This window comes from Pseudomonas sp. KH_040, assembly GCF_057839305.1.
On the sequence record NZ_CM174487.1, the window covers coordinates 6,440,675 to 6,463,729 of the forward strand.

Annotated in this window: 22 protein-coding genes; 12 read left to right on the top strand and 10 right to left on the bottom strand. The window is 59.8% G+C overall.

The window, feature by feature from the left end:
* Positions 1-71: 71 nt before the first annotated feature.
* On the bottom strand, positions 72-296 hold the full coding sequence (locus tag AC3IUF_RS28835) for a DUF1289 domain-containing protein (RefSeq protein ID WP_081498736.1): 225 nt from the start codon (positions 294-296) through the stop codon (positions 72-74).
* Positions 297-300: 4 nt separating this feature from the next.
* The gene (cyaY, locus tag AC3IUF_RS28840) at positions 301-633 is read right to left on the bottom strand and encodes an iron donor protein CyaY (RefSeq protein ID WP_007911100.1); all 333 of its coding nucleotides are present in this window, start codon (positions 631-633) and stop codon (positions 301-303) included.
* A 326-nt stretch (positions 634-959) separates the two neighbouring features.
* Here cyaY and lptM point away from each other — a divergent pair, with 326 nt between their 5' ends.
* From lptM to AC3IUF_RS28870, 6 genes are read left to right on the top strand one after another with little or no spacing between them, the layout of a single operon-like run.
* Positions 960-1,133, top strand: a complete 174-nt coding sequence (lptM, locus tag AC3IUF_RS28845; RefSeq protein ID WP_007911098.1) for an LPS translocon maturation chaperone LptM — start codon at positions 960-962, stop codon at positions 1,131-1,133.
* 9 nt (positions 1,134-1,142) lie between these two features.
* Positions 1,143-2,390 carry a diaminopimelate decarboxylase gene (gene lysA, locus AC3IUF_RS28850; RefSeq protein ID WP_489279922.1) on the top strand — a complete coding sequence of 416 codons (1,248 nt, stop codon included), beginning with the start codon at positions 1,143-1,145 and terminating at the stop codon, positions 2,388-2,390.
* A gap of 3 nt (positions 2,391-2,393) precedes the next feature.
* On the top strand, positions 2,394-3,224 hold the full coding sequence (gene dapF / locus AC3IUF_RS28855) for a diaminopimelate epimerase (RefSeq protein ID WP_007911094.1): 831 nt from the start codon (positions 2,394-2,396) through the stop codon (positions 3,222-3,224).
* A gap of 13 nt (positions 3,225-3,237) precedes the next feature.
* Positions 3,238-3,963, top strand: coding sequence for a DUF484 family protein (locus AC3IUF_RS28860; RefSeq protein ID WP_007911092.1), 726 nt, complete (start codon positions 3,238-3,240; stop codon positions 3,961-3,963).
* 2 nt (positions 3,964-3,965) lie between these two features.
* On the top strand, positions 3,966-4,865 hold the full coding sequence (gene xerC / locus AC3IUF_RS28865) for a tyrosine recombinase XerC (RefSeq protein WP_007950060.1): 900 nt from the start codon (positions 3,966-3,968) through the stop codon (positions 4,863-4,865).
* Positions 4,862-5,569, top strand: a complete 708-nt coding sequence (locus tag AC3IUF_RS28870) for an HAD family hydrolase (RefSeq protein ID WP_489279924.1) — start codon at positions 4,862-4,864, stop codon at positions 5,567-5,569. The genes xerC and AC3IUF_RS28870 overlap by 4 nt, the downstream gene beginning before the upstream one ends.
* Before the next feature lie 183 nt (positions 5,570-5,752).
* Here the strand turns inward: AC3IUF_RS28870 and sutA are convergent, their stop codons facing one another.
* From sutA to glnK, 4 genes are all read right to left on the bottom strand, one after another.
* Positions 5,753-6,079: a transcriptional regulator SutA gene (gene sutA / locus AC3IUF_RS28875; protein ID WP_007920420.1), complete on the bottom strand. Its 327-nt coding sequence runs from the start codon at positions 6,077-6,079 to the stop codon at positions 5,753-5,755.
* 102 nt (positions 6,080-6,181) lie between these two features.
* A complete protein-coding gene (locus tag AC3IUF_RS28880) occupies positions 6,182-6,607 on the bottom strand; it encodes a secondary thiamine-phosphate synthase enzyme YjbQ (RefSeq protein ID WP_007920418.1) in 426 nt (141 codons plus the stop codon).
* A gap of 215 nt (positions 6,608-6,822) precedes the next feature.
* Positions 6,823-8,160, bottom strand: coding sequence for an ammonium transporter (locus AC3IUF_RS28885; RefSeq protein WP_007920417.1), 1,338 nt, complete (start codon positions 8,158-8,160; stop codon positions 6,823-6,825).
* Between the two features lie 38 nt (positions 8,161-8,198).
* Positions 8,199-8,537 carry a P-II family nitrogen regulator gene (glnK, locus tag AC3IUF_RS28890; protein WP_002555808.1) on the bottom strand — a complete coding sequence of 113 codons (339 nt, stop codon included), beginning with the start codon at positions 8,535-8,537 and terminating at the stop codon, positions 8,199-8,201.
* 413 nt (positions 8,538-8,950) lie between these two features.
* Here glnK and AC3IUF_RS28895 point away from each other — a divergent pair, with 413 nt between their 5' ends.
* The 4 genes from AC3IUF_RS28895 (at position 8,951) to AC3IUF_RS28910 (ending at position 12,918) form a co-directional block, all read left to right on the top strand.
* Positions 8,951-9,211, top strand: coding sequence for an accessory factor UbiK family protein (locus tag AC3IUF_RS28895; protein WP_008086041.1), 261 nt, complete (start codon positions 8,951-8,953; stop codon positions 9,209-9,211).
* 359 nt (positions 9,212-9,570) lie between these two features.
* On the top strand, positions 9,571-10,089 hold the full coding sequence (locus AC3IUF_RS28900; RefSeq protein ID WP_489279926.1) for a BRO-N domain-containing protein: 519 nt from the start codon (positions 9,571-9,573) through the stop codon (positions 10,087-10,089).
* 194 nt (positions 10,090-10,283) lie between these two features.
* Positions 10,284-10,829, top strand: a complete 546-nt coding sequence (locus tag AC3IUF_RS28905) for an N-acetyltransferase (protein ID WP_311196972.1) — start codon at positions 10,284-10,286, stop codon at positions 10,827-10,829.
* Between the two features lie 595 nt (positions 10,830-11,424).
* On the top strand, positions 11,425-12,918 hold the full coding sequence (locus tag AC3IUF_RS28910; RefSeq protein ID WP_477782282.1) for a YifB family Mg chelatase-like AAA ATPase: 1,494 nt from the start codon (positions 11,425-11,427) through the stop codon (positions 12,916-12,918).
* Here the strand turns inward: AC3IUF_RS28910 and AC3IUF_RS28915 are convergent.
* The 3 genes from AC3IUF_RS28915 to AC3IUF_RS28925 form a co-directional block, all read right to left on the bottom strand.
* A complete protein-coding gene (locus AC3IUF_RS28915; RefSeq protein ID WP_489279927.1) occupies positions 12,915-14,129 on the bottom strand; it encodes an aldose 1-epimerase family protein in 1,215 nt (404 codons plus the stop codon). The two genes, AC3IUF_RS28910 and AC3IUF_RS28915, sit on opposite strands and share 4 nt — an antisense overlap.
* A 219-nt stretch (positions 14,130-14,348) precedes the next feature.
* On the bottom strand, positions 14,349-16,325 hold the full coding sequence (locus AC3IUF_RS28920) for a methyl-accepting chemotaxis protein (RefSeq protein ID WP_007920409.1): 1,977 nt from the start codon (positions 16,323-16,325) through the stop codon (positions 14,349-14,351).
* A 184-nt stretch (positions 16,326-16,509) separates the two neighbouring features.
* On the bottom strand, positions 16,510-17,430 hold the full coding sequence (locus AC3IUF_RS28925) for a LysR substrate-binding domain-containing protein (RefSeq protein WP_095113229.1): 921 nt from the start codon (positions 17,428-17,430) through the stop codon (positions 16,510-16,512).
* Between the two features lie 159 nt (positions 17,431-17,589).
* Here AC3IUF_RS28925 and AC3IUF_RS28930 point away from each other — a divergent pair, with 159 nt between their 5' ends.
* On the top strand, positions 17,590-18,987 hold the full coding sequence (locus AC3IUF_RS28930; protein ID WP_095113247.1) for a NorM family multidrug efflux MATE transporter: 1,398 nt from the start codon (positions 17,590-17,592) through the stop codon (positions 18,985-18,987).
* 103 nt (positions 18,988-19,090) lie between these two features.
* On the opposite strand, the gene AC3IUF_RS28935 is transcribed toward AC3IUF_RS28930, so the two are convergent.
* Complete coding sequence (locus tag AC3IUF_RS28935) at positions 19,091-20,764, bottom strand: putative bifunctional diguanylate cyclase/phosphodiesterase (RefSeq protein WP_007920401.1); 1,674 nt, start codon at positions 20,762-20,764, stop codon at positions 19,091-19,093.
* A 262-nt stretch (positions 20,765-21,026) separates the two neighbouring features.
* Between AC3IUF_RS28935 and rep the strand changes: the two genes are divergently transcribed.
* Positions 21,027-23,036 carry a DNA helicase Rep gene (gene rep, locus AC3IUF_RS28940; RefSeq protein WP_007920400.1) on the top strand — a complete coding sequence of 670 codons (2,010 nt, stop codon included), beginning with the start codon at positions 21,027-21,029 and terminating at the stop codon, positions 23,034-23,036.
* The last annotated feature ends 19 nt before the right edge of the window (positions 23,037-23,055 follow it).

A 23,055-nucleotide genomic window follows, 5' to 3' on the forward strand; every position in this document is an offset into this window, starting at 1 on the left:
ACGGGGTTTTCACCAGGCCTCGATGGGTTGAGGCGTGTTCGGACACTATCACAGCTCAAAAAATATACAAGTCACGCCCCGCCGCACTGTTTGCGCTGCGACGCCTGCGCGCAAATTACCCGTCGCCGCTGGTCGTCCGCCGAGCGCCATTCGCGAATGTCTTCGACATGGCGGAAGCAGCCGAGGCAGACCTTGTGCTCATCCAGCCGGCACACACCGCTGCACGGCGAGGGCACGGCCGGGCTGATGTTGCTGTAAAGCGGCTTCGGTGGACGAACGGGAGCGGTGTCAGTCACGGAATCACAGACCTTCGAAGTCGAATTCGGCGCCAGCCTGCTGCTTGACGATGCGCTCGAGCATTTCGCCCAATTGCTCTTCGCTCTTGTCGCACATCCAGCGCTCGCTTTCTTCGTCGTAGTCGAAGTGGAAACCACCGGACACCGCCGCCAGCCACAGCTGACGCAGCGGTTCCTGGCGGCTGAAGATCAGCTGCGAGCCGTTTTCGAACTTGACGGTAAGCACACCGGCCGAGTTCTCCATGTCGATATCCAGGTCGCTTTCATCAAAGATGTCTTCCAGTTTTTCCTGGGTTTCATCGACCAGATCGTGGAAACGGGCTTCGGACAAACTCATTGCGGCAACCTCAAAAAATGTCTGATCAGGCTCAAGCGCCGAAAGATACGGACGCTTCCGGCCGATTGCAAAGATTAACGACCAAGCACCTGCCGGCCCATCAACACCGAACCCTGTGGGTGCGAGCCTGCTCGCGAATGGCCGGCACATCCAACATTATCGCTGGCTGACACACCGCGATCGCGAGCAGGCTCACTCCTACAAGGTATTGCGGCGGTTCGGGCAGCTTTGGGCAAGCCCCGCCGGACGGGAACCCCCTCGCATAGGCAAGCTGCCGGGTGGCCGGTATACTCCGGCGCAATTAACGCATTTTCAAGGATTTCGCCATGAAGCGCCTGATCTCTTCCCTTGCTGCGCTCGTCGCGGTTGCCTGCCTCGTTTCGGCCTGTGGTCAAAAAGGCCCGCTGTACCTGCCGGATGACGATCAGGACCCGGCCGAGCAAGCCCAGTCTTCGCAGAAGCAGCCGTCCAAAGCACACAAGCACGACGTTTACCAATAAGGGATCGCCATGGACGCTTTTAACTACCGTGGCGGGGAGCTGTTCGCGGAAGGTGTGGCGCTGTCCGCCATCGCCGACCGCTTCGGCACGCCCACTTACGTCTACTCGCGCGCGCACATCGAGGCTCAGTATCTGGCTTATGCCGATGCGTTGGCCGGCATGCCGCATCTGGTCTGCTTTGCGGTCAAAGCCAACTCCAACCTCGGCGTACTGAATGTCCTGGCCCGTCTCGGCGCCGGTTTCGACATCGTTTCCCGTGGCGAGCTGGAACGCGTACTCGCCGCTGGCGGCAGCGCTGACAAGATCGTCTTCTCCGGTGTCGGCAAGACCCGTGACGACATGCGTCGCGCGCTGGAAGTCGGCGTGCACTGCTTCAACGTCGAATCCACCGATGAGCTCGAGCGCCTGCAAGTGGTTGCCGCCGAACTGGGCGTTCGCGCACCGGTGTCGCTGCGGGTGAACCCGGACGTCGATGCCGGCACCCACCCGTACATTTCCACCGGTCTCAAAGAGAACAAGTTCGGCATCGCCATCGCCGACGCCGAAGACGTGTACGTGCGCGCCGCGCATCTGCCGAACCTCGAAGTGGTCGGCGTCGACTGCCACATCGGTTCGCAACTGACCACGCTGCCACCGTTCCTCGATGCCCTCGATCGCCTGCTGGATCTGGTCGATCGCCTCGGCGATTGCGGCATTCACCTGCGCCACATCGATCTCGGCGGCGGTTTGGGCGTGCGTTATCGCGATGAAGAGCCGCCGCTGGCTGCCGACTACATCAAAGCTATGCGCGAGCGTCTGAACGGTCGTGATCTGGCGCTGGTGTTCGAGCCAGGCCGTTTCATCGTTGCCAATGCTGGCGTGCTGCTGACTCAGGTCGAGTACCTCAAGCACACCGAGCACAAAGATTTTGCCATCGTCGACGCGGCGATGAACGACCTGATCCGCCCGGCGCTGTATCAGGCGTGGATGGACGTTACCGCGGTCAAACCGCGTGGCTCCGCTGCGCGCAAATACGACATCGTCGGCCCGATCTGCGAAACCGGCGACTTCCTCGCCAAGGATCGCGAATTGGCCTTGGCCGAAGGCGATCTGCTGGCCGTGCATTCGGCGGGTGCCTACGGTTTCGTGATGAGTTCCAACTACAACACCCGCGGCCGTGCCGCTGAGGTGCTGGTAGACGGTGACCAGGTTTTTGAAGTGCGCCGCCGCGAAACCGTGGCTGAGCTGTTTGCCGGCGAAAGCCTGCTGCCGGAGTAACCCATGCTGCTGCGTTTTACTAAAATGCACGGCTTGGGCAATGACTTCATGGTTCTCGACCTGGTCAGCCAGCACGCGCATATTCAGCCAAAGCACGCCAAGCAATGGGGCGACCGCCACACTGGCATTGGCTTCGACCAATTGCTGATCGTCGAGGCGCCGAGCAACCCGGACGTGGATTTCCGTTATCGGATCTTCAACTCCGACGGATCCGAAGTTGAGCAGTGCGGCAACGGTGCGCGCTGCTTCGCCCGTTTCGTGCTCGACAAGCGTCTGACCGCCAAACGGCAGATCCGCGTCGAGACCAAGGGCGGCATCATCGAACTGGACGTGCGTAACGACGGCCAGATCGGTGTGAACATGGGCGCCCCGCGTCTGGTGCCGGCGGACATTCCGTTCGAAGCACCCGCCCAGGCGACCAGCTATCAGCTGGAAGTCGACGGCACCACGGTCGAGCTGGCCGCCGTGTCGATGGGCAACCCGCACGCCGTATTGCGCGTGCAAGACATCAACAGTGCACCGGTGCATGAACTGGGGCCGAAAATCGAACACCACCCGCGCTTCCCGGCGCGGGTCAATGTCGGTTTTCTCCAGGTCATCGACCGCAACCGCGCGCAACTGCGCGTGTGGGAACGTGGCGCCGGGGAAACCCAGGCCTGCGGTACCGGTGCGTGTGCAGCGGCTGTCGCTGCGATCAGCCAGGGGTGGATGGATTCGCCGCTATTGATCGACCTGCCTGGCGGGCGTCTGTCCATTGAATGGGCTGGCCCTGGTCAACCGGTGCTGATGACCGGTCCGGCAGTGCGTGTATACGAAGGACAAGTACGTCTTTGAGTGAGCAGAAACCATGACCGATAAGCCTCAGGTACCCGCCCGACAGTCCGACGAATCAGCGTCCGAGAGCCTGGAGGCGGCAGCGGTTGCCGCATACCTGGAGGCTCATCCGGACTTCTTCGTCGAGCACCAGGAATTGCTGCCCGCCTTGCGCATTCCTCACCAGCGCGGTGACACCGTGTCCTTGGTCGAGCGGCAGATGACTATCCTGCGCGACCGCAACATCGAGATGCGTCACCGCCTCTCGCATTTGATGGACGTCGCCCGCGACAACGATCGCCTGTTCGACAAGACTCGTCGCTTGATCCTGTCCCTGATGGACGCCAGCAGCCTGGAAGACGTGGTGATCAGCGTCGAAGACAGTCTGCGCCAGGATTTCCAGGTGCCTTTTGTCAGCCTTATTTTGCTTGGCGATAACCCGGCACCGGTTGGCCGCTGGGTCACTCACGCTGACGCGCAAGTCGCCATCGGCGGCCTGCTCACCGAAGGCAAAAGCGTCAGCGGCAGCCTGCGTGAGCATGAACTGGACTTCCTCTTCGGCGAAGAGCAGCGCAAGCAGATCGGTTCCACCGCTGTCGTCGCGGTCAGCCATCAAGGCATTCACGGCATTCTGGCGATCGCCAGCCGTGATCCGCAGCACTACAAGAGTTCGGTGGGCACGCTGTTCCTCAGCTACATCGCCGAAGTCATGGGCCGCGTGCTGCCACGGGTCAACAGCTCCCTGCGCTCGGTACGCTGAACATGGAACGGCAACTGGACGCTTACTGCGAACACCTGCGCAGTGAGCGACAGGTGTCGCCGCACACCCTGTCGGCCTACCGCCGCGACCTCGATAAAGTCCTTGGCTGGTGCGTGAAGCAAAACATCGGCAGTTGGGCGGCGCTGGATATTCAGCGCCTGCGCAGCCTGATCGCTCGTCTGCATGCGCAAGGCCAATCCTCGCGCAGCCTCGCGCGGCTGCTGTCGGCGGTGCGTGGGCTCTATCACTACCTCAACCGCGAAGGCCTTTGCGACCACGATCCGGCGACCGGTCTGGCGCCGCCGAAAGGTGAGCGTCGCCTGCCGAAAACCCTCGACACTGACCGTGCGCTGCAACTGCTTGAAGGTGCGGTCGAGGATGATTTTCTTGCGCGGCGCGATCAGGCGATTCTGGAGTTGTTCTATTCCTCCGGCCTGCGCCTTTCCGAACTGACCGGGCTCAATCTTGATCAGCTGGATCTTGCTGACGGTATGGTTCAAGTGCTCGGCAAGGGCAGCAAGACCCGACTGCTGCCGGTGGGTAAAAAGGCCCGCGAAGCACTGGAACAATGGTTACCGTTACGGGCCATGACCAACCCCGCAGACGACGCCGTATTCGTCAGCCAGCAAGGCCGACGCCTCGGTCCACGAGCGATTCAGGTGCGGGTCAAACTGGCCGGCGAACGAGAACTGGGACAGAACCTGCACCCGCACATGCTGCGCCACTCCTTCGCCAGCCACTTGCTGGAATCCTCGCAGGACCTGCGCGCCGTGCAGGAACTGCTCGGCCACTCAGATATCAAGACCACGCAGATCTACACCCACCTGGACTTCCAGCACCTGGCGGCGGTCTACGACAGCGCCCACCCACGGGCCAAACGCATGAAAGGCGACGATTCATGAGCATCCAGTTGATCACCTTCGACCTCGACGACACCTTGTGGGACACCGCCCCGGTGATCGTCAGTGCCGAAGCGATATTGCGCGAATGGCTGAGCGAACATGCGCCGAATCTGGGCGCGGTGCCGGTGGAGCATTTGTGGGCGATTCGTGAGCGGGTGTTGGCCGGCGAGCCGGGACTCAAGCATCGGATCAGCGCTCTGCGTCGGCGGGTGTTGTTTCATGCGATGGAAGACGCTGGTTACGCCCATGGTGAAGCAACCGACCTGGCAGACAAGGGCTTTGAAGTGTTTCTGCATGCACGGCATCAGATCGAAGTTTTTCCTGAAGTCGAGCCGGTGCTGGAGATTCTCGCCAATCACTATGCGCTTGGCGTGGTCACCAATGGCAATGCTGATGTGCGTCGATTGGGTCTGGCGGACTACTTCAAGTTTGCGCTTTGCGCGGAAGATATCGGCATCGCCAAACCGGATGCGCGGCTTTTTCATGAGGCTCTGCAACGCGGTGGCGCCACCGCCGAAACCGCTGTGCACATCGGTGATCATCCGGGCGATGACATTGCCGGGGCACAGCAGGCGGGGTTGCGGGCGATATGGTTCAACCCGGCGGGCAAGGTCTGGGAAGCGGATCGCTTGCCGGATGCCGAGATTCGTAGCCTGAGCGATTTGCCAGCCGTGCTCGCACGCTGGAATGCCCTCTCGAACTGACACAGTTCCCTTGTAGGAGTGAGCCTGCTCGCGATAGCGGTGTGTCAGATACATCAAGGTGGACTGACACACCGCTATCGCGAGCAGGCTCACTCCTACAGGGGGATCGTGGCGCGTCCGGAATTTCACCCATGAAAAAGCCCGCAGCGACGGCGGGCCTTTTCAGCAAGCCAGCGGCACGCCTCAGATAGGGCGGCTACCGTACTTGTTGTCTGGCTTCTTCGGCGGATCGGCGACCACATTGGCCTCCACTTCCTGCACTTTTCCGCCGCGCGACAGGAACTCTTCCATGGCCTTGGCCAGGGCGTCGCGCTCCTTGTTCTTGGCTTCAATGCTCGGCAACTCGTCTACCGACACCGCAGCCTTGGCTTTGCCTTTGGCAGCAGGGGCCGGCGTATCGTCGCCACCATCGTCGTCAGCAACGTCTTCCGCTGCTGCTTCCAGACCTTCCTCGGCCTCGTCTTCGTCGCCTACTTCGAGGTCGTCGTTTTCCAGATCATCGTCGCTCATGTTCTACCTCATGACTTGCGAAAAGCAGATTAGTTATAGACCAGCTTTGGCAACTGTCGAAAGTCGCCGTTAAAAAATCAGTAACCATTGGTGACCAACGGTTTATGCCCCTTCACCGTGCAAGGTGGCGAGGACTTTTCGAGCACCGCCATGATCACGGTGCTCGCCCAGATAAACGCCTTGCCAGGTCCCCAGTGCCAGGCGGCCTGCCGAAACCGGCAGACTGATCTGGCAGCCAAGCACGCTGGCCTTGAAGTGCGCCGGGAGGTCGTCCAGGCCTTCGTCGTTATGCTCATAGCCGTCTGTTCCTTGTGGGATCAGACGATTGAAAAATCGTTCGAAGTCGCGACGTACCGCCGGATCGGCGTTCTCGTTGATGGTCAACGACGCCGAGGTATGCTGCAGCCACAAATGCAACAGACCGACCCGACACTCCCTGAGTTCAGGCAGCCCCGCGAGTAACTCGTCCGTTACCAGATGAAAGCCCCGGGGCCGTGCCCGCAGGGTTATCAGAGTCTGTTGCCACATACAGTTCTCCGCACGTTCGGGGCGCATTCTAGCGCGCTCTGGGAAAAAACAAAGGCCCTAATAATCCTGCAATGATGTAAGCCATTGGCCGCAGAAAAACGCTCGTCGTAAACACGACCAAAGCCGTACGAAAAATCCTTTCAGCTGCTCTCTCTGCGACAAATTCCAGACAAAAAAATGCCCGGCGAACCGGGCAAATTTTTTAATGCGCGTACTTACAGGTTGTAGCCGCGTTCGTTGTGTTGTGCCAGATCGAGGCCAACCGACTCTTCTTCCTCGGTCACACGCAGACCCATCACAGCGTCGAGTACCTTGAGGATGATGAAGGTGACGATCGCGGTGTAGATCACCGTGAAGCCCACGCCTTTGACCTGAATCCAGACTTGCGCACCGATATCGGTAACGGTGCCGAAGCCACCCAGAGCCGGAGCTGCGAACACACCGGTGAGGATCGCGCCGAGGATACCGCCGATACCGTGCACGCCGAACGCATCCAGGGAATCGTCATAACCGAGTTTGCGTTTCAGGGTGGTGGCGCAGAAGAAGCACACCACGCCTGCGGCCAGACCGATCACCAGTGCACCCATCGGGCCCACGGTGCCGGCAGCCGGAGTAATCGCGACCAGACCGGCCACCACACCCGATGCGATACCCAGTGCGCTTGGCTTGCCGTGGGTGACCCACTCGGCAAACATCCAGCCCAGTGCCGCAGCAGCGGTAGCGATCTGGGTAACCAGCATCGCCATGCCGGCGGTGCCGTTAGCCGCCGCAGCGGAACCGGCGTTGAAGCCGAACCAGCCGACCCACAGCATCGCCGCGCCCATCAGGGTGTAACCGAGGTTGTGCGGAGCCATCGGGGTGGTCGGGAAGCCTTTACGCTTGCCCAGCACCAGGCAGGCAATCAGACCGGCGACACCGGCGTTGATGTGCACCACGGTGCCGCCCGCGAAGTCGAGCACGCCCCAGTCCCACATCAGGCCGCCGTTGCCGGACCAGACCATGTGCGCGATCGGCGCGTAAACCAGGGTGAACCAGATGCCCATGAAGATCAGCATCGCGGAGAACTTCATCCGCTCAGCGAACGCACCGACGATCAGCGCCGGGGTGATGATCGCGAAGGTCATCTGGAAGGTGATGAACACCGCCTCAGGGAACAAAGCCGCTGGGCCGGTCAGGCTCGAAGGCGTGACACCGGCGAGGAACGCCTTGCCCATGCCGCCGAAGAACGAGTTGAAGTTGACGACGCCCTGCTCCATGCCGGTGGTGTCGAACGCAATGCTGTAGCCATAAATGACCCACAGGATGCTGATCAGACCGGTAATGGCGAAGCACTGCATCATCACGGAAAGAATGTTTTTCGAGCGAACCATGCCGCCGTAGAACAGCGCCAGGCCGGGGATGGTCATGAACAGCACGAGTGCCGTCGAGGTGAGCATCCAGGCAGTGTCGCCGGAATTGAGGACTGGGGCCGCCACTTCGTCTGCCGCCATTGCAAGGCTTGGCATTACGATGGACAACAGGGCTCCTAGCCCTGCGAATTTACGCAGAGTCATATTGTTTTCTCCTGGGGCGTTGGGGTTTGTGGCGGCGTTTAAATCGCGTCGGTATCGGTTTCGCCGGTACGGATGCGAATCGCCTGTTCCAGATTGACCACGAAGATCTTGCCGTCACCGATCTTGCCGGTGTTGGCCGCCTTGGTGATCGCCTCGATCACCCGATCCAGATCCTTGTCGTCGATGGCCACGTCGATTTTCACCTTGGGCAGAAAATCGACCACATATTCCGCGCCGCGATACAGCTCGGTGTGACCCTTCTGCCGGCCGAAGCCTTTGACTTCAGTAACGGTAATGCCCTGCACGCCGATTTCGGACAGCGACTCGCGCACGTCGTCCAACTTGAACGGCTTGATGATGGCAGTGACTAGCTTCATGAAACTCTCTCCCGAATTGGTGGACTTGCCCCAGGAAAACAAACCCGACTCAAGTCTAAGCGCAGTGCCTGGCTTTGTAACGCATCGTCGGCCTTACCTGCCCGACTGACGCCAGCTAACCGCTGCTGACGAAACTCCCCGCTCCGTCTGCCGCACTGCATTCGTCACAGCGACTGCATCAGTGCATGGGTCGAAGGTGACTAAGCAGAAACCTTGCCATCTCGCCAAAATCCCCTGATTTCAATCCCTTGGCCGCTGCCGCAAGGCATCCCGTGCAAAACGCCATCCGGATACGCACAACAACGGTGCGTCGCCATCCGTCCGCCTGCGCGAAAAGCGTGCATCCCTGACCACGAGATTGACTATAGACACTGCGTGATACACTGCCGGCCATTGTTTCCAGGACATCCACCATGCTCGCGCCCAAAGACTTCCTCGACGCCCTGAGCGGCACCGCCTCCCGCCTGTTCAACGGCGACACCCCGCTGCCGAAAGCCGAAATCGAAAGCCAGTTCAAGATGCTGCTGCAGAGTGCCTTCAGCAAACTCGATCTGGTCAGCCGTGAAGAATTTGATAGTCAGATGGTTGTGTTGGCGCGTACTCGCGCACGCCTCGAAAGCCTCGAAGCCAAGGTTGCCGAGATGGAAGCGAAGCTGACGCCGCCCGCGGAATAATCCGCGCCCCCTGTAGGAGCTGCCGAAGGCTGCGATCTTTTGATCTCCAGCCCTTCAACCATCCCGGCAACGTCCTACAACCTGAATGACCGCCGTCCGATTGCGCCGAAAAGCCCAGGTTTCTAAGCTCACCCGATGCTGAATGTTCAGCAGCGGGTTTGGCGACCCGAACAGCTTAAGGCGCACGACAACCATGATGGCGGCTACATTTACCGCCACATCGTTTCATGGCGGTTGTGCGTGGGAGACCTTCGGGTCTGCCGGGTTCCTTTTGCTCCGGTTCGCCAACCCGCGTACAACTGCCACCCAATCGTTTGGCGACGATTGAGGGCAGCCCCTTAAGCAAGAGGAACTGCTCAATGAATCAAGAAGAGACTTATCTGACCCCGCACATCTTTACCCGCCACAAACTCCCCCTCCACGCCCTCCTCATCCAGAACCAACCCTGGTTCTGCGCCCGAGACCTGAGCCGCCTGCTGCACATCTACCTCAACGAACGCATGCTGCGAAAACTCGACCCCGACCAATACCAGACCCGCAAAACCCTCATCCACAACCAAATCGAAAACGCTCTGCTGATCAGCGAATCCGGCATCTACGCCCTCCTCGTCTACCACTACTGCCCCGAATACCGCTCGCTGCGCGAATGGCTCACCCACCAGGTCATCCCCACCCTGCGCGACGCCCAACATCCCACCACAAGCGAACGTCCACACCTCAGCTTGCTCAGTTGGCCGGACATGACGTTGAGTTTGTTGCACTGGAATAACCAGCCGTGGATTCGGTTACAAGATGTGCCACACATGGTGACGGAGCGAGAGCTGGTAAACCGCACGGTTGTGAACTCATGGTGGAAAAAGGCTCTGCAATTGATCTGAATTTTTGCGCTGCAACCTCACCAAAGGTCATTTCAGCGATACCACTGAAATGACCTTTTTTGTGTCTTCGTTATCTCCCCCCCCTACTCCGAAATCCTCCACTCACAGAAGTAACGTCCTACAAAACGCGTCCCCCACGTCTGATTTCGCTGCCCCCTCTCTGCTGGCTATCTTCTGCGACCAGATCCAAACAGATGAAAACAATGAGAAGAAAAGGCAAAGCAACGGATCTTCGTGACCAGACATTCAGATCAAACTCGCGAAAGATCGCCTACAAATTCTTTCTCAAGGACATTGCCCCGAGAATCCCAAATATTGATGCAGCAGCGGTCAAGTTTGAGCCAATTACCCCAGCAGCGATAAAGCAATACTTACTCTGGGAGGGGCCAACAATTTTCCCTTGGGATGACGTTGCAGACTGGAAAAGTAAAGATGCGAAAGGTCTGGATTTGGCGATATGGTACAAACAGATTCTTTGCGGCATGTGCTATGCGACCCCGCGCGCAAGCTCTATCTGCTTAAAGATTGTTCTGTTGGAAGGGCATCCGGATAGGGCGCACCCGCTTCGCGGCAGGATCGCGCCGATTGCTCTGCTTGTCGCAGATCACTATGCGCGAGCGCTAGGATGCAAAGAAATCGAGATTCAGGATCCTGATCCGAATGTTGTTTTTTACTACCGGAAACTGGGGTTCGAATTCGACCAGACCAACCGGCTTGTCATTTCTGTGGACGGTCAATAACATCGAAATCAACAACCCAATCGCACGAGGTGCGTATGAGCCCAAAAAAGCGAAAGGCGAAGCTTCTTCAGATTGTTGAATTACATCTCGAAGCACTCCGGTTGGCTGGGGATATGTCAGCCAACCAACGGCGATTTATTGAAGTTGCTGTTACATGTGGGCCAGAGCTTGAGCCAAGCGGCCCGCTGGCCGGTAGAAGATCCTGAGTCAAAAATAAAAAGGCGTCCATAGGACGCCTTTTTGTGTTTGGAGGAGTAGTCGCAGCGATTCTTTAGCTCCTGGCTTTGCAGCCTTGGGTTCAGAATCCGACGAGCTGGCCCGTCGTCACTACTTCAGAGAAACCAGCTTTCTCTGCTGCCAAAAATGCGGGGGAGCTTTTACTGGTGCCCAGTCCCGACGAATGCGCAGTTGCAGTCCTCGAGCGGGAGGATCCGTCAATGCCGAGCGAGAGTCAACGCTCCAATTCAGGCAAGCACTGACAGCCCATCGGGTCTTGATAGGTCTTGTAAACCTCTATTTCAGCACTGAAACCCGGCTCAACTACCCTTCAAAAACCCGCAGGAAGCGGCCCCCCGATTCAGCTCAAGGAACGACCATGTCCCTCTCCATCGTCCACAGTCGCGCCCAGATAGGCGTGGAAGCCCCCGCTGTCACCGTCGAAGTCCATCTGGCCAACGGTCTGCCGTCGCTGACCATGGTCGGGCTGCCCGAGGCGGCGGTGAAGGAGAGCAAGGATCGGGTGCGCAGCGCGATCATCAATTCCGGGCTGCAGTTTCCGGCGCGGCGGATCACCTTGAATCTGGCGCCGGCGGATCTGCCCAAGGATGGCGGGCGGTTTGACCTGGCGATTGCCTTGGGGATTCTGTCGGCGAGTGTGCAGGTGCCGTGTCTGACGCTGGATGATGTGGAATGTCTGGGTGAGTTGGCGTTGTCCGGCGCGGTACGAGCGGTGCGTGGGGTGTTGCCGGCCGCACTGGCGGCGCGCAAGGCGGGTCGTGCGTTGGTGGTGCCGCGGGCGAATGCCGAGGAGGCGTGTCTGGCCTCGGGGTTGAAGGTGTTTGCGGTGGATCATTTGCTGGAGGCGGTGGCGCATTTCAATGGGCATACGCCGGTTGAGCCCTATGTCTCCGATGGATTGATGCACGCCAGCAAGCCTTATCCCGACTTGAATGAAGTGCAGGGGCAAGTGGCGGCGAAACGAGCGTTGCTGATTGCTGCTGCGGGTGCCCATAACTTGCTGTTCAGCGGGCCGCCGGGGACGGGTAAGACGTTGCTGGCCAGCCGATTACCGGGGCTGTTGCCGCCGCTGGCCGAGAGTGAAGCACTGGAGGTCGCGGCGATTCAGTCAGTCGCCAGTGGCGCGCCGCTGACCCATTGGCCGCAGCGCCCCTTCCGTCAACCGCACCACTCGGCGTCCGGGCCGGCTCTGGTCGGCGGCAGTTCGAAACCGCAACCCGGCGAGATTACGCTCGCCCACCATGGCGTGCTGTTTCTCGATGAGTTGCCGGAATTTGATCGCAAGGTGTTGGAGGTTTTACGCGAGCCTTTGGAGTCGGGTCATATCGTGATTTCCCGAGCCAAGGATCGCGTACGTTTTCCGGCACGCTTCCAGTTGGTGGCGGCGATGAATCCCTGCCCCTGTGGATATCTTGGCGAGCCCAGCGGCAAGTGCTCGTGTACACCGGACATGGTCCAGCGCTATCGCAACAAGCTATCGGGGCCGTTGCTCGATCGGATTGATCTGCACCTGACGGTGGCGCGGGAAGCGACGGCGTTGAACCCGCAGGTAAAGCCGGGAGAAGACAGCGCCAGCGCTGCGGCGTTGGTGGCCGAGGCTCGCGAACGACAGCAGAAGCGTCAGGGCTGTGCCAATGCGTTTCTCGATCTGCCGGGATTGAAGCGGCACTGCAAGTTATCCACAGCCGATGAGAAGTGGCTGGAATCAGCCTGTGAACGGCTGACGCTTTCGCTGCGCTCGGCCCATCGCCTGCTCAAGGTCGCCCGCACTCTGGCAGACCTCGAGCAAGTCGATGCAATCAAACGTGAACACTTGGCCGAGGCACTGCAATACCGGCCGGCGACACCTTAATGCTCGGTCAGATCAACCAGCGGCGTCTGCCGCACTTCGGTTTCGCGCCCGGCCTGAATCTCGGTCACGCGCTTCAAGGCGTTATCCACAGCACCTTTGTCCGCGAGCAGGCTGTAGCTGATCTGGAACTGTTTGTGTTCCTTGGGTGCAATGGTCGGCACCAGATTCAGCGGACGCTGATAGCGACGGTTGTAGGAAAAACTGGTGCCCGGCTCCAGCCCGGTGACATAGCCCTGCCCTTGGGTATCAGTGTTTTTCCACAGGGAAAACACCGGCAACTGCTGGGTATTGAAGCCAACAGAAACACCGAGGCTGCCGACCTTATTGTGCAAAACCGTCAGGGTTTCGCCTTTGGCATCAGCATAGGGCACGACGTTGTAGACGGTTTCGTCGTAGTCCCTGGTCGGCGCGCGATAGGTCTGCCAGTCGGCCAGGTCGCCCTTGGCCTTTTCGTTGAACGGCGAAACCTGTTTTACCGGCGCAGCAAAACGGGCGCCTTGCTCGAGGAACGGCGTACTGAAATTGCTGTGATACAGCGCCTGGTATTCCTTCGGATAATCGCCGTTGTTGGTCAGCGTATCGTTGAGTGCGAAGCGCACGCTGCCGGGCTCGGTGACCAGTTCCGTGACCACCGAGAAGTCGACTTTCTTGAAGGCCTGTTCTTTCAGCTCGCCACGCAGGCTGATGGCATAGGGTGGCTTTTCTTCAATGTGCAGCGTGACGGTACTGGCCGGGATGTTGGCGGCGCGTCCGTGCAAGGTCAGCAATTCACCATTGTCCATACCGGGATGGCCAACCCACTCGTAACCGCAGCGGGTCACCAGCTCGTTGAAACCTTCCAGCCAGCCAAGCCCACCGCGTCCGTTAAGTTCGATGAAGGCCGGGTTGACCACTTCCTTGACCGGCGAATCCCAACCCATGCGCACGTTGCCGACAGAGGCCTGCAAGACATTCATGCCGCGGGTCGGCACCACCGAGAGTTTCATTGTGCCGTTATCGATATCGACGATGCTGACACCTTCCTGCCGGCCACCGTGCAAGGTACGCAGGCTTACGGAGAAGGGTTTGTCGGTTTTCACGCCGAGCTGCGCACTGGTGATGGTCCAGTTTTGTGCGGGCTTGTTGACATCGAGAAGGACGTAATCCCAAGCCATGGCGTGGGAAGCAGCAGAGAATGCGCCGAGAGCGACGGCGAGTTTGAGCGGGGTCATGGCAGCAGCCTTTATTGGAGTTGTGCCATTTTTATAGCGCTGCGGAAACGTTTCAGCAAGTATGAAAGAGAAAGAGCTCGAGTGTTTTACCCAGGATTGGCAGTGAGGCGATCGCGAGCAGGCTCACTCCTACAGGGATCTTCAGTGACCACAAAAATTGCGACCAACCGATATACCTGTAGGAGTGAGCCTGCTCGCGATAGCGATTTCAGCCACCCATCAACGGAAGCGATCAACCTCGGAACGCAAATCCGCCGCCAGCTTCTCAAGCTCTTTGGCGGTAACAGCCAGGTTCGACACAACCTCACGCTGCTCACTGTTGGCCAGCGCAATGCTCTGCAAATTGCTGCTCAACAACGTCGCTGTGCTGCTCTGCTCCTGAGTCGCCGTGGTAATCGCGGCAAACTGTTGCCCCGCCGAACGGCTCTGTTCATCGATTCGCGCCAGCGCCGACGCCACGTTGGCGTTGCGCGACAAGCCTTCCTGCATCAGCACATTGCCCTGCTCCATGGTGCTGATCGCGTTACCGGTTTCCTGCTGGATGCTGTGGATCATGCTGGAAATTTCATCCGTCGCCTGACGGGTGCGCGAGGCCAGGCTGCGCACCTCATCGGCCACCACAGCAAAGCCACGACCCTGCTCACCAGCACGGGCAGCTTCGATTGCTGCGTTAAGTGCCAGAAGGTTGGTCTGCTCAGCGATCGAGGTGATCACACCTACAATGCCGCCAATTTCCTGCGAACGCTGACCGAGGGTGTTGATCACGGTGGCGGTGCTGTTCAGGGCGCCAGCGATTTGCTCCAGCGAGGACGACGCTTCTTCCATCGAGCTGCGGCCAATCTGCGTTTGCTGGGCATTTTCCTGCGCCAGACGCTGGGTCGCGCCCATGTTGTCGGCGATGTTCAACGACGTCGCACTGAACTCTTCCACCGCGCCGGCCATGCTGGTGATTTCGCCAGATTGTTGCTCCATGCCTTCATAGGCACCGCCGGACAAACCGGACAGGGCCTGGGCACGGCTGTTGACCTCTTCCGAAGAGCGGCGGATGTGCTCGACCATGGTCGACAGCGCCTGGCTCATCTGGTTGAACGCGCGGGACAGCTGACCGATTTCGTCGTTGCTCGATACGTTCAGGCGCACGCTCAGATCACCGGCGCCCAAGGCCTCGGCCTGACGCACCAGATCCCCCAGAGGCGCCAGTTTGCTGCGCAGCAGCCAGACCACAGATCCGACCGCCAGCAGCATCGCCAACAGACTGCCAATGGCCAGTTGCGTACCCACGCTCCAGGTCACCGCGCGGATCTCAGCTTTCGGCATGCTCGCCACGACCGACCATGGTCCGCCATCGAACGGCACGGCAATGCTGTAGAAATCTTCCGAGGTGTCGCTCCAGAACTCACCCTTGCCCGGCTTTGCAGCCAAACCTTTGATCACCGGAACGGCTTGATCCAGCGCCTGCACCCCCGCTGGCGCGACCAGCCATTTGTTTTGCTCGTCGAGCAACGCCAGCGAACCGCTCTGGCCAATGCGGAAGCGCTTGAGGTTATCGAACTGGATGTTCTGCGCGTCGGTGTAATCGAAGCCGACGAACAGCACCGCAATCACCTTGCCGCTGCCATCACGCACCGGGGTGTATTGGGTCATGTAGGAGCGATCGAACAGCAAGGCGCGACCGACGTAACCCTGCCCCGCCATCAACTTCGCGTAGGCCGGGTGCGCGTGATCAAGCAAGGTGCCGATGGCACGGGTGCCATCCTGTTTGGTCAGCGAAGTGCTGACGCGGATGAAGTCTTCGCCGCTGCGCACGAACAGGGTGGCGACGCCGGCGGTCATCTGCTTGAACTCGTCGACTTCCTTGAAGTTGTTGTTCAACACTTCGCTGCCCAGATGCAGACCCGGGGTCTGGGTGCCGGCAACATTCACCGGCTCACTCGGGTGAATGCTCAGACCTGCGCTGAAACGCTTCTCGAACAGCCCGCTCAGGCGCTGGGTGCTTTCACGCAGCGTGCCGTGGAAGGTGCTCAGTTGGTCGGCCAGCAGCCGCGCCTCACTGGCCAGATGCTCTTCACGAGTGGCGAGGTTGGCGGAGTCCAGCGAACGCAAGGCGAACACCGTACTGCCACTGATAACTATCGCCAGTATTACAGCGAGCGCGAGGCCCAGCTGCGAGGCGATCCGAGCGCGAGGTTGAGACATGGACAGCTCCTGGCCGAGCCACGGGATCCTCCTTGATCTCGACTCGGAAATTTTTCTGGTTGTGGGGGTGAATCGTGGATACCGGCACGACGGTTCCACAAGCACGTATTCGGCGGTGGATCCAAATACTTGAGCGGAAAACAAGGTTATGGCACAAGGCCGGCATTGTGGCGGCTCTAACGTTTCAGCTCAAGCGCGCGACCGCCGGCAACTCCATGGCGCGGACTTCGCTTTGCAGAAAGTCGCTGAGACGGCGCAAACGTTCACCTCCCGGGCGGGTCTTTGGCCACACAAGGTAGTAATTCAAGCCGCTGGCGACCGCGGTTGGCCACGGCAGGCTCAGCCTTCCCTGCGCCACATCTTCGGCGACCATTAACAGGTCGCCCATCGACACACCGTACCCGCGCGCCGCCGCGATCATGCCCAATTCGAGGGTATCGAACACTTGCCCACCCTTGAGTGACACCTGATCGGACAGCCCCATGTGTTCCAGCCAACTGCGCCAATCGCGACGGTCCGGTGTCGGGTGAAGTAATTCGGTGCAAGCCAGTCGAGCCAGATCCCACGGCTGATCATTCAGCAGGTTTGGCGCCCCCACCGGAATCAGCTCTTCGGGAAACAATAAACTCGCCTCCCAATCCGGCGGAAAATGCCCGTCACTCAACAGCACCGCGCAGTCGAACGGCTCATCGTTGAAATCAACCGAATCGACGTCCATCCACGCACTGGTCAGTTGCACTTCGTTGCCAGGCTGCAAATGGCGGAAGCGACTCAGGCGCGCGAGCAACCAGCGCATGGTCAGGGTCGACGGGGCTTTCATACGCAGGATGTCGTCTTCGGCGCGCAAGGTATTACAGGCACGTTCCAATGCCGCGAAACCTTCACGGATGCCAGGCAACAGCAAACGCGCCGACTCGGTCAGCTGCAGATGGCGACCGCTGCGGTGAAACAACTTGCAGGCAAAGTGATCTTCGAGCGTGCGAATGTGCCGGCTCACCGCACTCTGGGTGATCGACAACTCCTCGGCCGCACGCGTGAACGAGCTGTGCCGTGCTGCAGCTTCGAATGCGCGCAGGGCATACAACGGAGGAAGTCGACGGGACATACACAAGGCTCCAGCAGCGGGATGCAGTAAAACGGACAGAATCACATCAGGATGAGTTTTACTCATGCCACCCATCCTTTTTATCCCTTTGTGCAACGCCTGCCAAGCGCCGAGAATCGACGCTCTCCTGTTCCCTCTGAAAATCGAGTGGTGATGACCATGCAGCATCCTGTGCGTACCGAACTCTGGGCCATTCTGCGGCTGGCAGGGCCGTTGATTGCTTCACAGTTGGCGCACATGTTGATGGTGCTGACTGACACATTGATGATGGCGCGCCTGAGTCCGGAAGCGCTCGCGGGCGGCGGTCTCGGTGCAGCGACTTACTCGTTCGTGTCGATTTTCTGCATCGGCGTGATTGCGGCAGTCGGCACGCTGGTGGCGATCCGCAAGGGCGCCGGCGACATCATTGGTGCAGCACGGCTGACTCAGGCCGGGTTGTGGCTGGCGTGGCTGATGGCGCTGGGCGCCGGGTTGCTGCTGTGGAACCTGAAACCGGTGTTGCTGCTGTTCGGCCAGACCGAAACCAACGTCAATGCCGCCGGACAATTCCTGATCGCCCTGCCCTTCGCTCTGCCCGGCTACCTGAGCTTCATGGCCCTGCGCGGTTTCACCAGTGCCATCGGCCGGGCGACACCGGTGATGGTCATCAGCCTGGCCGGCACGGTGGCGAATTTCCTGCTCAATTACGCGCTGATCACCGGCATGTTCGGCCTGCCGAAAATGGGCCTGACGGGCATCGGCCTGGTCACGGCGATTGTCGCCAACTGCATGGCGCTGGCGCTGGCCTGGCACATCCGTCGGCATCCAGCGTATGACGCTTATCCGCTGCGCGCGGGTCTGTCGCGGCCGAATCGACAGTACCTGAAAGAGTTGTGGCGCCTTGGCCTGCCAATCGGCGGCACGTATGCGGTGGAAGTTGGATTATTTGCCTTCGCCGCACTGTGCATGGGCACGATGGGCAGCACGCAGTTGGGTGCGCACCAGATTGCTCTGCAAATCGTCTCGGTGGCGTTCATGGTGCCGGCGGGCATGTCGTACGCGATCACCATGCGCGTCGGTCAGCATTACGGTGCCGGGCAATTGAGCGATGCGCGGATGTCCGGACGGGTCGGGATCGTCTTTGGCGCCGTGGTGATGCTGGGTTTCGCCATGGTGTTCTGGCTGTTGCCGAACCAGTTGGTGGGGCTGTTCCTCGATCACAATGATCCGGCGTTTGCCGAGGTGATTCGCTTGGCGGTGAGCCTGCTGGCAGTGGCGGCGTGGTTTGAACTGTTCGACGGCACGCAGACGATTGCCATGGGCTGCATTCGCGGGCTCAAGGATGCGAAGACCACGTTTCTGGTCGGGCTCGGCTGCTATTGGCTGATCGGCGCGCCGGCGGCGTGGTGGATGGCGTTCCACTTGAACTGGGGGCCGACGGGCGTCTGGTGGGGCTTGGCGTTGGGCCTGGCCTGCGCGGCGGTGAGTCTGACGCTGGCGTTTGAATGGAAGATGAAGCGGATGATTCGGCTGGAGCCTGCGTCATCCAGGCCATTCACAATTCCTCAGACTGACTGAGATCCCTTGTAGGAGTGAGCCTGCTCGCGATAGCGGTGTGTCAGATAATGATGAGTTGTCTGACACTCCGCTATCGCGAGCAGGCGAAGGCCTACTTATGCGTTTAACTGACGATTTCGAGGGCTGGCTGTTGGCTTGAGCCGTAGGTGAGATATTCAACCAGTTCCGCTAACGGCAACGGCCGGCTGATCAGATACCCCTGCACCTGATCGCAGCCAAAGCCGCGCAGCAATTCCAGTTGCTCCGGAGTTTCCACCCCCTCCGCGACCACTTCCAGATGCAGGTTGTGCGCAAGATTGATCATCGCGTGCACCAGTTTGCGGTTCTCTTCGCGCTGCTCCATGCCACCGACAAAGCTCTTGTCGATCTTCAGCAAAGTGATCGGCAGGCTGTTGAGGTGCACGAACGAGGAAAACCCGGTGCCGAAGTCGTCCAGTGAGAAGCGCACACCGAGGCGGCCAAGGGCGTCCATGGTCTGCTTGACCAGATCGCTGCGGCGCATCACCGCCGTCTCCGTCAGTTCGAATTCCAGCCACTGCGCTTCAACACCGCGCTCAGCGATCAAGCGGCTGAGCGTCGGCAACAACTGACTGTCCTGAAACTGGCGGAACGACAAGTTGATGGCCATGTGCAGCGCCGGCAGACCACGTTCGCGCAACGCCTGCATATCGCGCAGAGCCCGGGAAATCACCCAATAACCCAACGGCACGATCAACCCGCTTTGCTCAGCCAGCGGCACGAATTCGCTCGGCGGCAGCAAACCACGTTCGCCATGGCGCCAGCGCACCAAGGCTTCGAGGCCGACAATCTGGCCGTCTTCAAGATTCAGCCTTGGCTGGTAATGCAGCTCCAGTTCATCGCGACGCAAGGCCCGGCGCAGCTCGCTTTCGAGGTCGGCCATGCTCCGCGCGTTGCGGTTGATGCGTTCGTTGAAGATATGAAAAGTGCAGCCCTGCGTGCTTTTGGCCTGCTGCATGGCGATGTGCGCGTGCCACATCAGCGGATCGGCACCGCCCTGCGCACGGGCATGGGCGATGCCAAGACTGGAGCCGATCAGCAGGCTTTCGCCATCGACCCAATACGGTTCGGCGAGCGCTTCGGTGATGCGTTCAGCCATCCATTCGGCGCGTTGTGGCGCACGACGGGTGTCGATCAGCAGAGCGAATTCGTCGCTGCCCAATCGCGCCAGTTGATCACCCGCCTCCAGCTGACTTTTCAGCCGTGCGACAACCTGCAGGATCAAGCGATCGCCCGCCTGATGACCCAGCGCGTCGTTGGCGTGGCGGAAGTTGTCGAGATCGAGATGCCCGAGGGCCAGGCCGCGACCGTCGTTTTCCGCGAGGCGCGCGGCGAGCAAGGTCTGGAAACCCTGACGGTTGGCGATACCGGTCAGCGGATCCTGTTCGGCCAGGCGTTGCAGGGTGTTTTCGAGAACGCCGCGTTCGCGCACATGGCGCAGGCAACGGCGCAGCATGCCGGCGTCGAGGGCGTCGAACACCAGCCAGTCGCTGACGCCAACCGGTGCGGTGTCCGGTTCGTGTTCCAGCAGCAATACCGTCGGCAGGCTGCAACGGCCCGGTGCCGGTTGTAATGCCGGAAGGGTCAACAACACCGCATTGCGGTTGTCTTCGAACAGACTGCTGACCGAGTCCCAGCTCGGCGCGCTGATCAGCACCGCCGCGCTCCCCATCGGAGCCAGACACTCACGCAATAACGCTGTCCACGCTGGCTCTTCGGCCAGTAGCAGCAAACGCAAGGGTTCGACAGGCGTAGACAAGCTAGCTCCCTAGACTCTGCAAAGATGTGGGCGGGGCATTATGCCGTTGCGATGTTCAATGACCAAATGACAACGGTTATCAAAACGTTATTTTGTGTCACGAATGAGTACATTAGCCGCAAAATCACCGCGCATCCTCCGCGAAAGTAACAAAACCGGCAAATTTGAATCGCGTGGTACGTCACAAGTCGGAGAGAGCAGCACAATTCTCTGAGCCTGTTAAAATGCCGGCCCATTTCGTCAACGACTCCCGAATTTTCGTATGTCCCGACTCAATCCCCGGCAGCAAGAAGCCGTGAACTACGTCGGCGGCCCTCTATTGGTGCTCGCCGGTGCTGGCTCCGGCAAGACCAGCGTGATCACGCGCAAAATCGCGCACCTGATCCAGAACTGCGGCATCCGCGCCCAGTACATCGTCGCCATGACCTTTACCAACAAGGCCGCGCGCGAGATGAAAGAGCGGGTCGGCACCTTGCTGCGGGCCGGCGAAGGGCGTGGCCTGACCGTCTGCACCTTCCACAACCTCGGTCTCAACATCATCCGCAAGGAACACGCGCGGCTGGGCTATAAACCCGGTTTCTCGATTTTCGACGAGACCGATGTGAAAGCCCTGATGACCGACATCATGCAGAAGGAATACGCGGGCGACGACGGCGTCGACGAGATCAAGAACATGATCGGCGCCTGGAAAAACGACCTGATCCTGCCGCCTCAGGCGCTGGAGAACGCGCGTAATCCCAAGGAACAGACTGCCGCGATCGTCTACACCCACTATCAGCGCACGCTGAAAGCGTTCAACGCGGTGGACTTCGACGACCTGATCCTGTTGCCGGTAAAGCTTTTCGAAGAACACGCCGACATTCTCGAAAAGTGGCAGAACAAGGTGCGCTACCTGCTGGTCGACGAATATCAGGACACCAACGCCAGCCAATACCTGCTGGTAAAAATGCTCATCGGCAAGCGCAACCAGTTCACCGTGGTAGGCGACGACGACCAGTCGATCTATGCCTGGCGCGGCGCGCGGCCGGAAAACCTGATGCTGCTCAAGGACGACTATCCGTCCTTGAAAGTGGTGATGCTCGAGCAGAACTATCGCTCGACGAGTCGCATCCTGCGCTGCGCCAACGTGCTGATCTCGAACAACCCGCACGAATTCGAAAAGCAGCTGTGGAGTGAGATGGGCCACGGCGACGAGATCCGCGTAATCCGCTGCCGCAACGAGGACGCCGAAGCCGAGCGCGTGGCCATGGAAATCCTCAGCCTGCACTTGCGCACCGACCGTCCGTACAGCGACTTCGCGATCCTTTATCGCGGTAACTATCAGGCCAAGCTGATCGAGCTGAAGTTGCAGCACCACCAGGTGCCGTATCGCCTGAGCGGCGGCAACAGCTTCTTCGGCCGTCAGGAAGTGAAAGACCTGATGGCCTACTTCCGCCTGATCGTCAACCCGGATGACGACAACGCCTTCCTGCGCGTGATCAACGTACCGCGCCGGGAAATCGGCTCGACCACTCTGGAAAAACTCGGCAACTACGCCACCGAACGCAAGATATCGATGTACGCCGCCACCGACGAAATCGGTCTGGGCGAGCATCTGGACAGCCGTTTCACCGATCGCCTGTCGCGCTTCAAGCGCTTCATGGACAAAGTGCGCGAGCAGTGCGCCGGCGAAGACCCGATCTCGGCGCTGCGCAGCATGGTCATGGACATCGACTATGAGAACTGGCTACGCACCAACAGCTCCAGCGACAAGGCGGCCGATTACCGGATGAGCAACGTCTGGTTCCTGATCGAGGCGTTGAAAAACACCCTCGAAAAGGACGAAGAAGGCGAAATGACCGTCGAGGACGCCATCGGCAAACTGGTCCTGCGCGACATGCTCGAACGTCAGCAGGAAGAGGAAGACGGCGCCGAAGGCGTGCAGATGATGACCCTGCATGCGTCCAAGGGTCTGGAATTCCCTTACGTGTTCATCATGGGCATGGAAGAGGAAATCCTCCCGCACCGTTCCAGCATCGAAGCCGACACCATCGAAGAAGAACGTCGCCTGGCCTACGTGGGCATCACCCGCGCGCGCCAGACCCTGGCCTTCACCTTTGCCGCCAAGCGCAAGCAGTACGGCGAGATCATCGACTGCGCGCCGAGCCGCTTTCTCGATGAGCTGCCGCCGGACGATCTGGCGTGGGAAGGCAACGACGACACACCGACCGAAGTCAAAGTCGTGCGTGGCAACAGCGCATTGGCTGATATACGCGCGATGTTAAAGCGCTAGAATTGACCACTTTTTTACT

What these genes read in the sequence shown, in the direction of transcription:
- xerC (WP_007950060.1), top strand. Translation starts at nt 3,966, where the DNA reads ATGGAACGGCAACTGGACGCTTACTGCGAACACCTGCGCAGTGAGCGA.
- glnK (WP_002555808.1), bottom strand. Translation starts at nt 8,537, where the DNA reads ATGAAGCTAGTCACTGCCATCATCAAGCCGTTCAAGTTGGACGACGTG.
- AC3IUF_RS28920 (WP_007920409.1), bottom strand. Translation starts at nt 16,325, where the DNA reads ATGTCTCAACCTCGCGCTCGGATCGCCTCGCAGCTGGGCCTCGCGCTC.
- cyaY (WP_007911100.1), bottom strand. Translation starts at nt 633, where the DNA reads ATGAGTTTGTCCGAAGCCCGTTTCCACGATCTGGTCGATGAAACCCAG.
- rep (WP_007920400.1), top strand. Translation starts at nt 21,027, where the DNA reads ATGTCCCGACTCAATCCCCGGCAGCAAGAAGCCGTGAACTACGTCGGC.
- AC3IUF_RS28870 (WP_489279924.1), top strand. Translation starts at nt 4,862, where the DNA reads ATGAGCATCCAGTTGATCACCTTCGACCTCGACGACACCTTGTGGGAC.
- AC3IUF_RS28860 (WP_007911092.1), top strand. Translation starts at nt 3,238, where the DNA reads ATGACCGATAAGCCTCAGGTACCCGCCCGACAGTCCGACGAATCAGCG.
- AC3IUF_RS28915 (WP_489279927.1), bottom strand. Translation starts at nt 14,129, where the DNA reads ATGACCCCGCTCAAACTCGCCGTCGCTCTCGGCGCATTCTCTGCTGCT.
- lysA (WP_489279922.1), top strand. Translation starts at nt 1,143, where the DNA reads ATGGACGCTTTTAACTACCGTGGCGGGGAGCTGTTCGCGGAAGGTGTG.
- AC3IUF_RS28930 (WP_095113247.1), top strand. Translation starts at nt 17,590, where the DNA reads ATGCAGCATCCTGTGCGTACCGAACTCTGGGCCATTCTGCGGCTGGCA.
- lptM (WP_007911098.1), top strand. Translation starts at nt 960, where the DNA reads ATGAAGCGCCTGATCTCTTCCCTTGCTGCGCTCGTCGCGGTTGCCTGC.
- AC3IUF_RS28885 (WP_007920417.1), bottom strand. Translation starts at nt 8,160, where the DNA reads ATGACTCTGCGTAAATTCGCAGGGCTAGGAGCCCTGTTGTCCATCGTA.
- AC3IUF_RS28905 (WP_311196972.1), top strand. Translation starts at nt 10,284, where the DNA reads ATGAAAACAATGAGAAGAAAAGGCAAAGCAACGGATCTTCGTGACCAG.
- dapF (WP_007911094.1), top strand. Translation starts at nt 2,394, where the DNA reads ATGCTGCTGCGTTTTACTAAAATGCACGGCTTGGGCAATGACTTCATG.
- AC3IUF_RS28900 (WP_489279926.1), top strand. Translation starts at nt 9,571, where the DNA reads ATGAATCAAGAAGAGACTTATCTGACCCCGCACATCTTTACCCGCCAC.
- AC3IUF_RS28925 (WP_095113229.1), bottom strand. Translation starts at nt 17,430, where the DNA reads ATGTCCCGTCGACTTCCTCCGTTGTATGCCCTGCGCGCATTCGAAGCT.
- AC3IUF_RS28895 (WP_008086041.1), top strand. Translation starts at nt 8,951, where the DNA reads ATGCTCGCGCCCAAAGACTTCCTCGACGCCCTGAGCGGCACCGCCTCC.
- AC3IUF_RS28880 (WP_007920418.1), bottom strand. Translation starts at nt 6,607, where the DNA reads ATGTGGCAACAGACTCTGATAACCCTGCGGGCACGGCCCCGGGGCTTT.
- AC3IUF_RS28910 (WP_477782282.1), top strand. Translation starts at nt 11,425, where the DNA reads ATGTCCCTCTCCATCGTCCACAGTCGCGCCCAGATAGGCGTGGAAGCC.
- sutA (WP_007920420.1), bottom strand. Translation starts at nt 6,079, where the DNA reads ATGAGCGACGATGATCTGGAAAACGACGACCTCGAAGTAGGCGACGAA.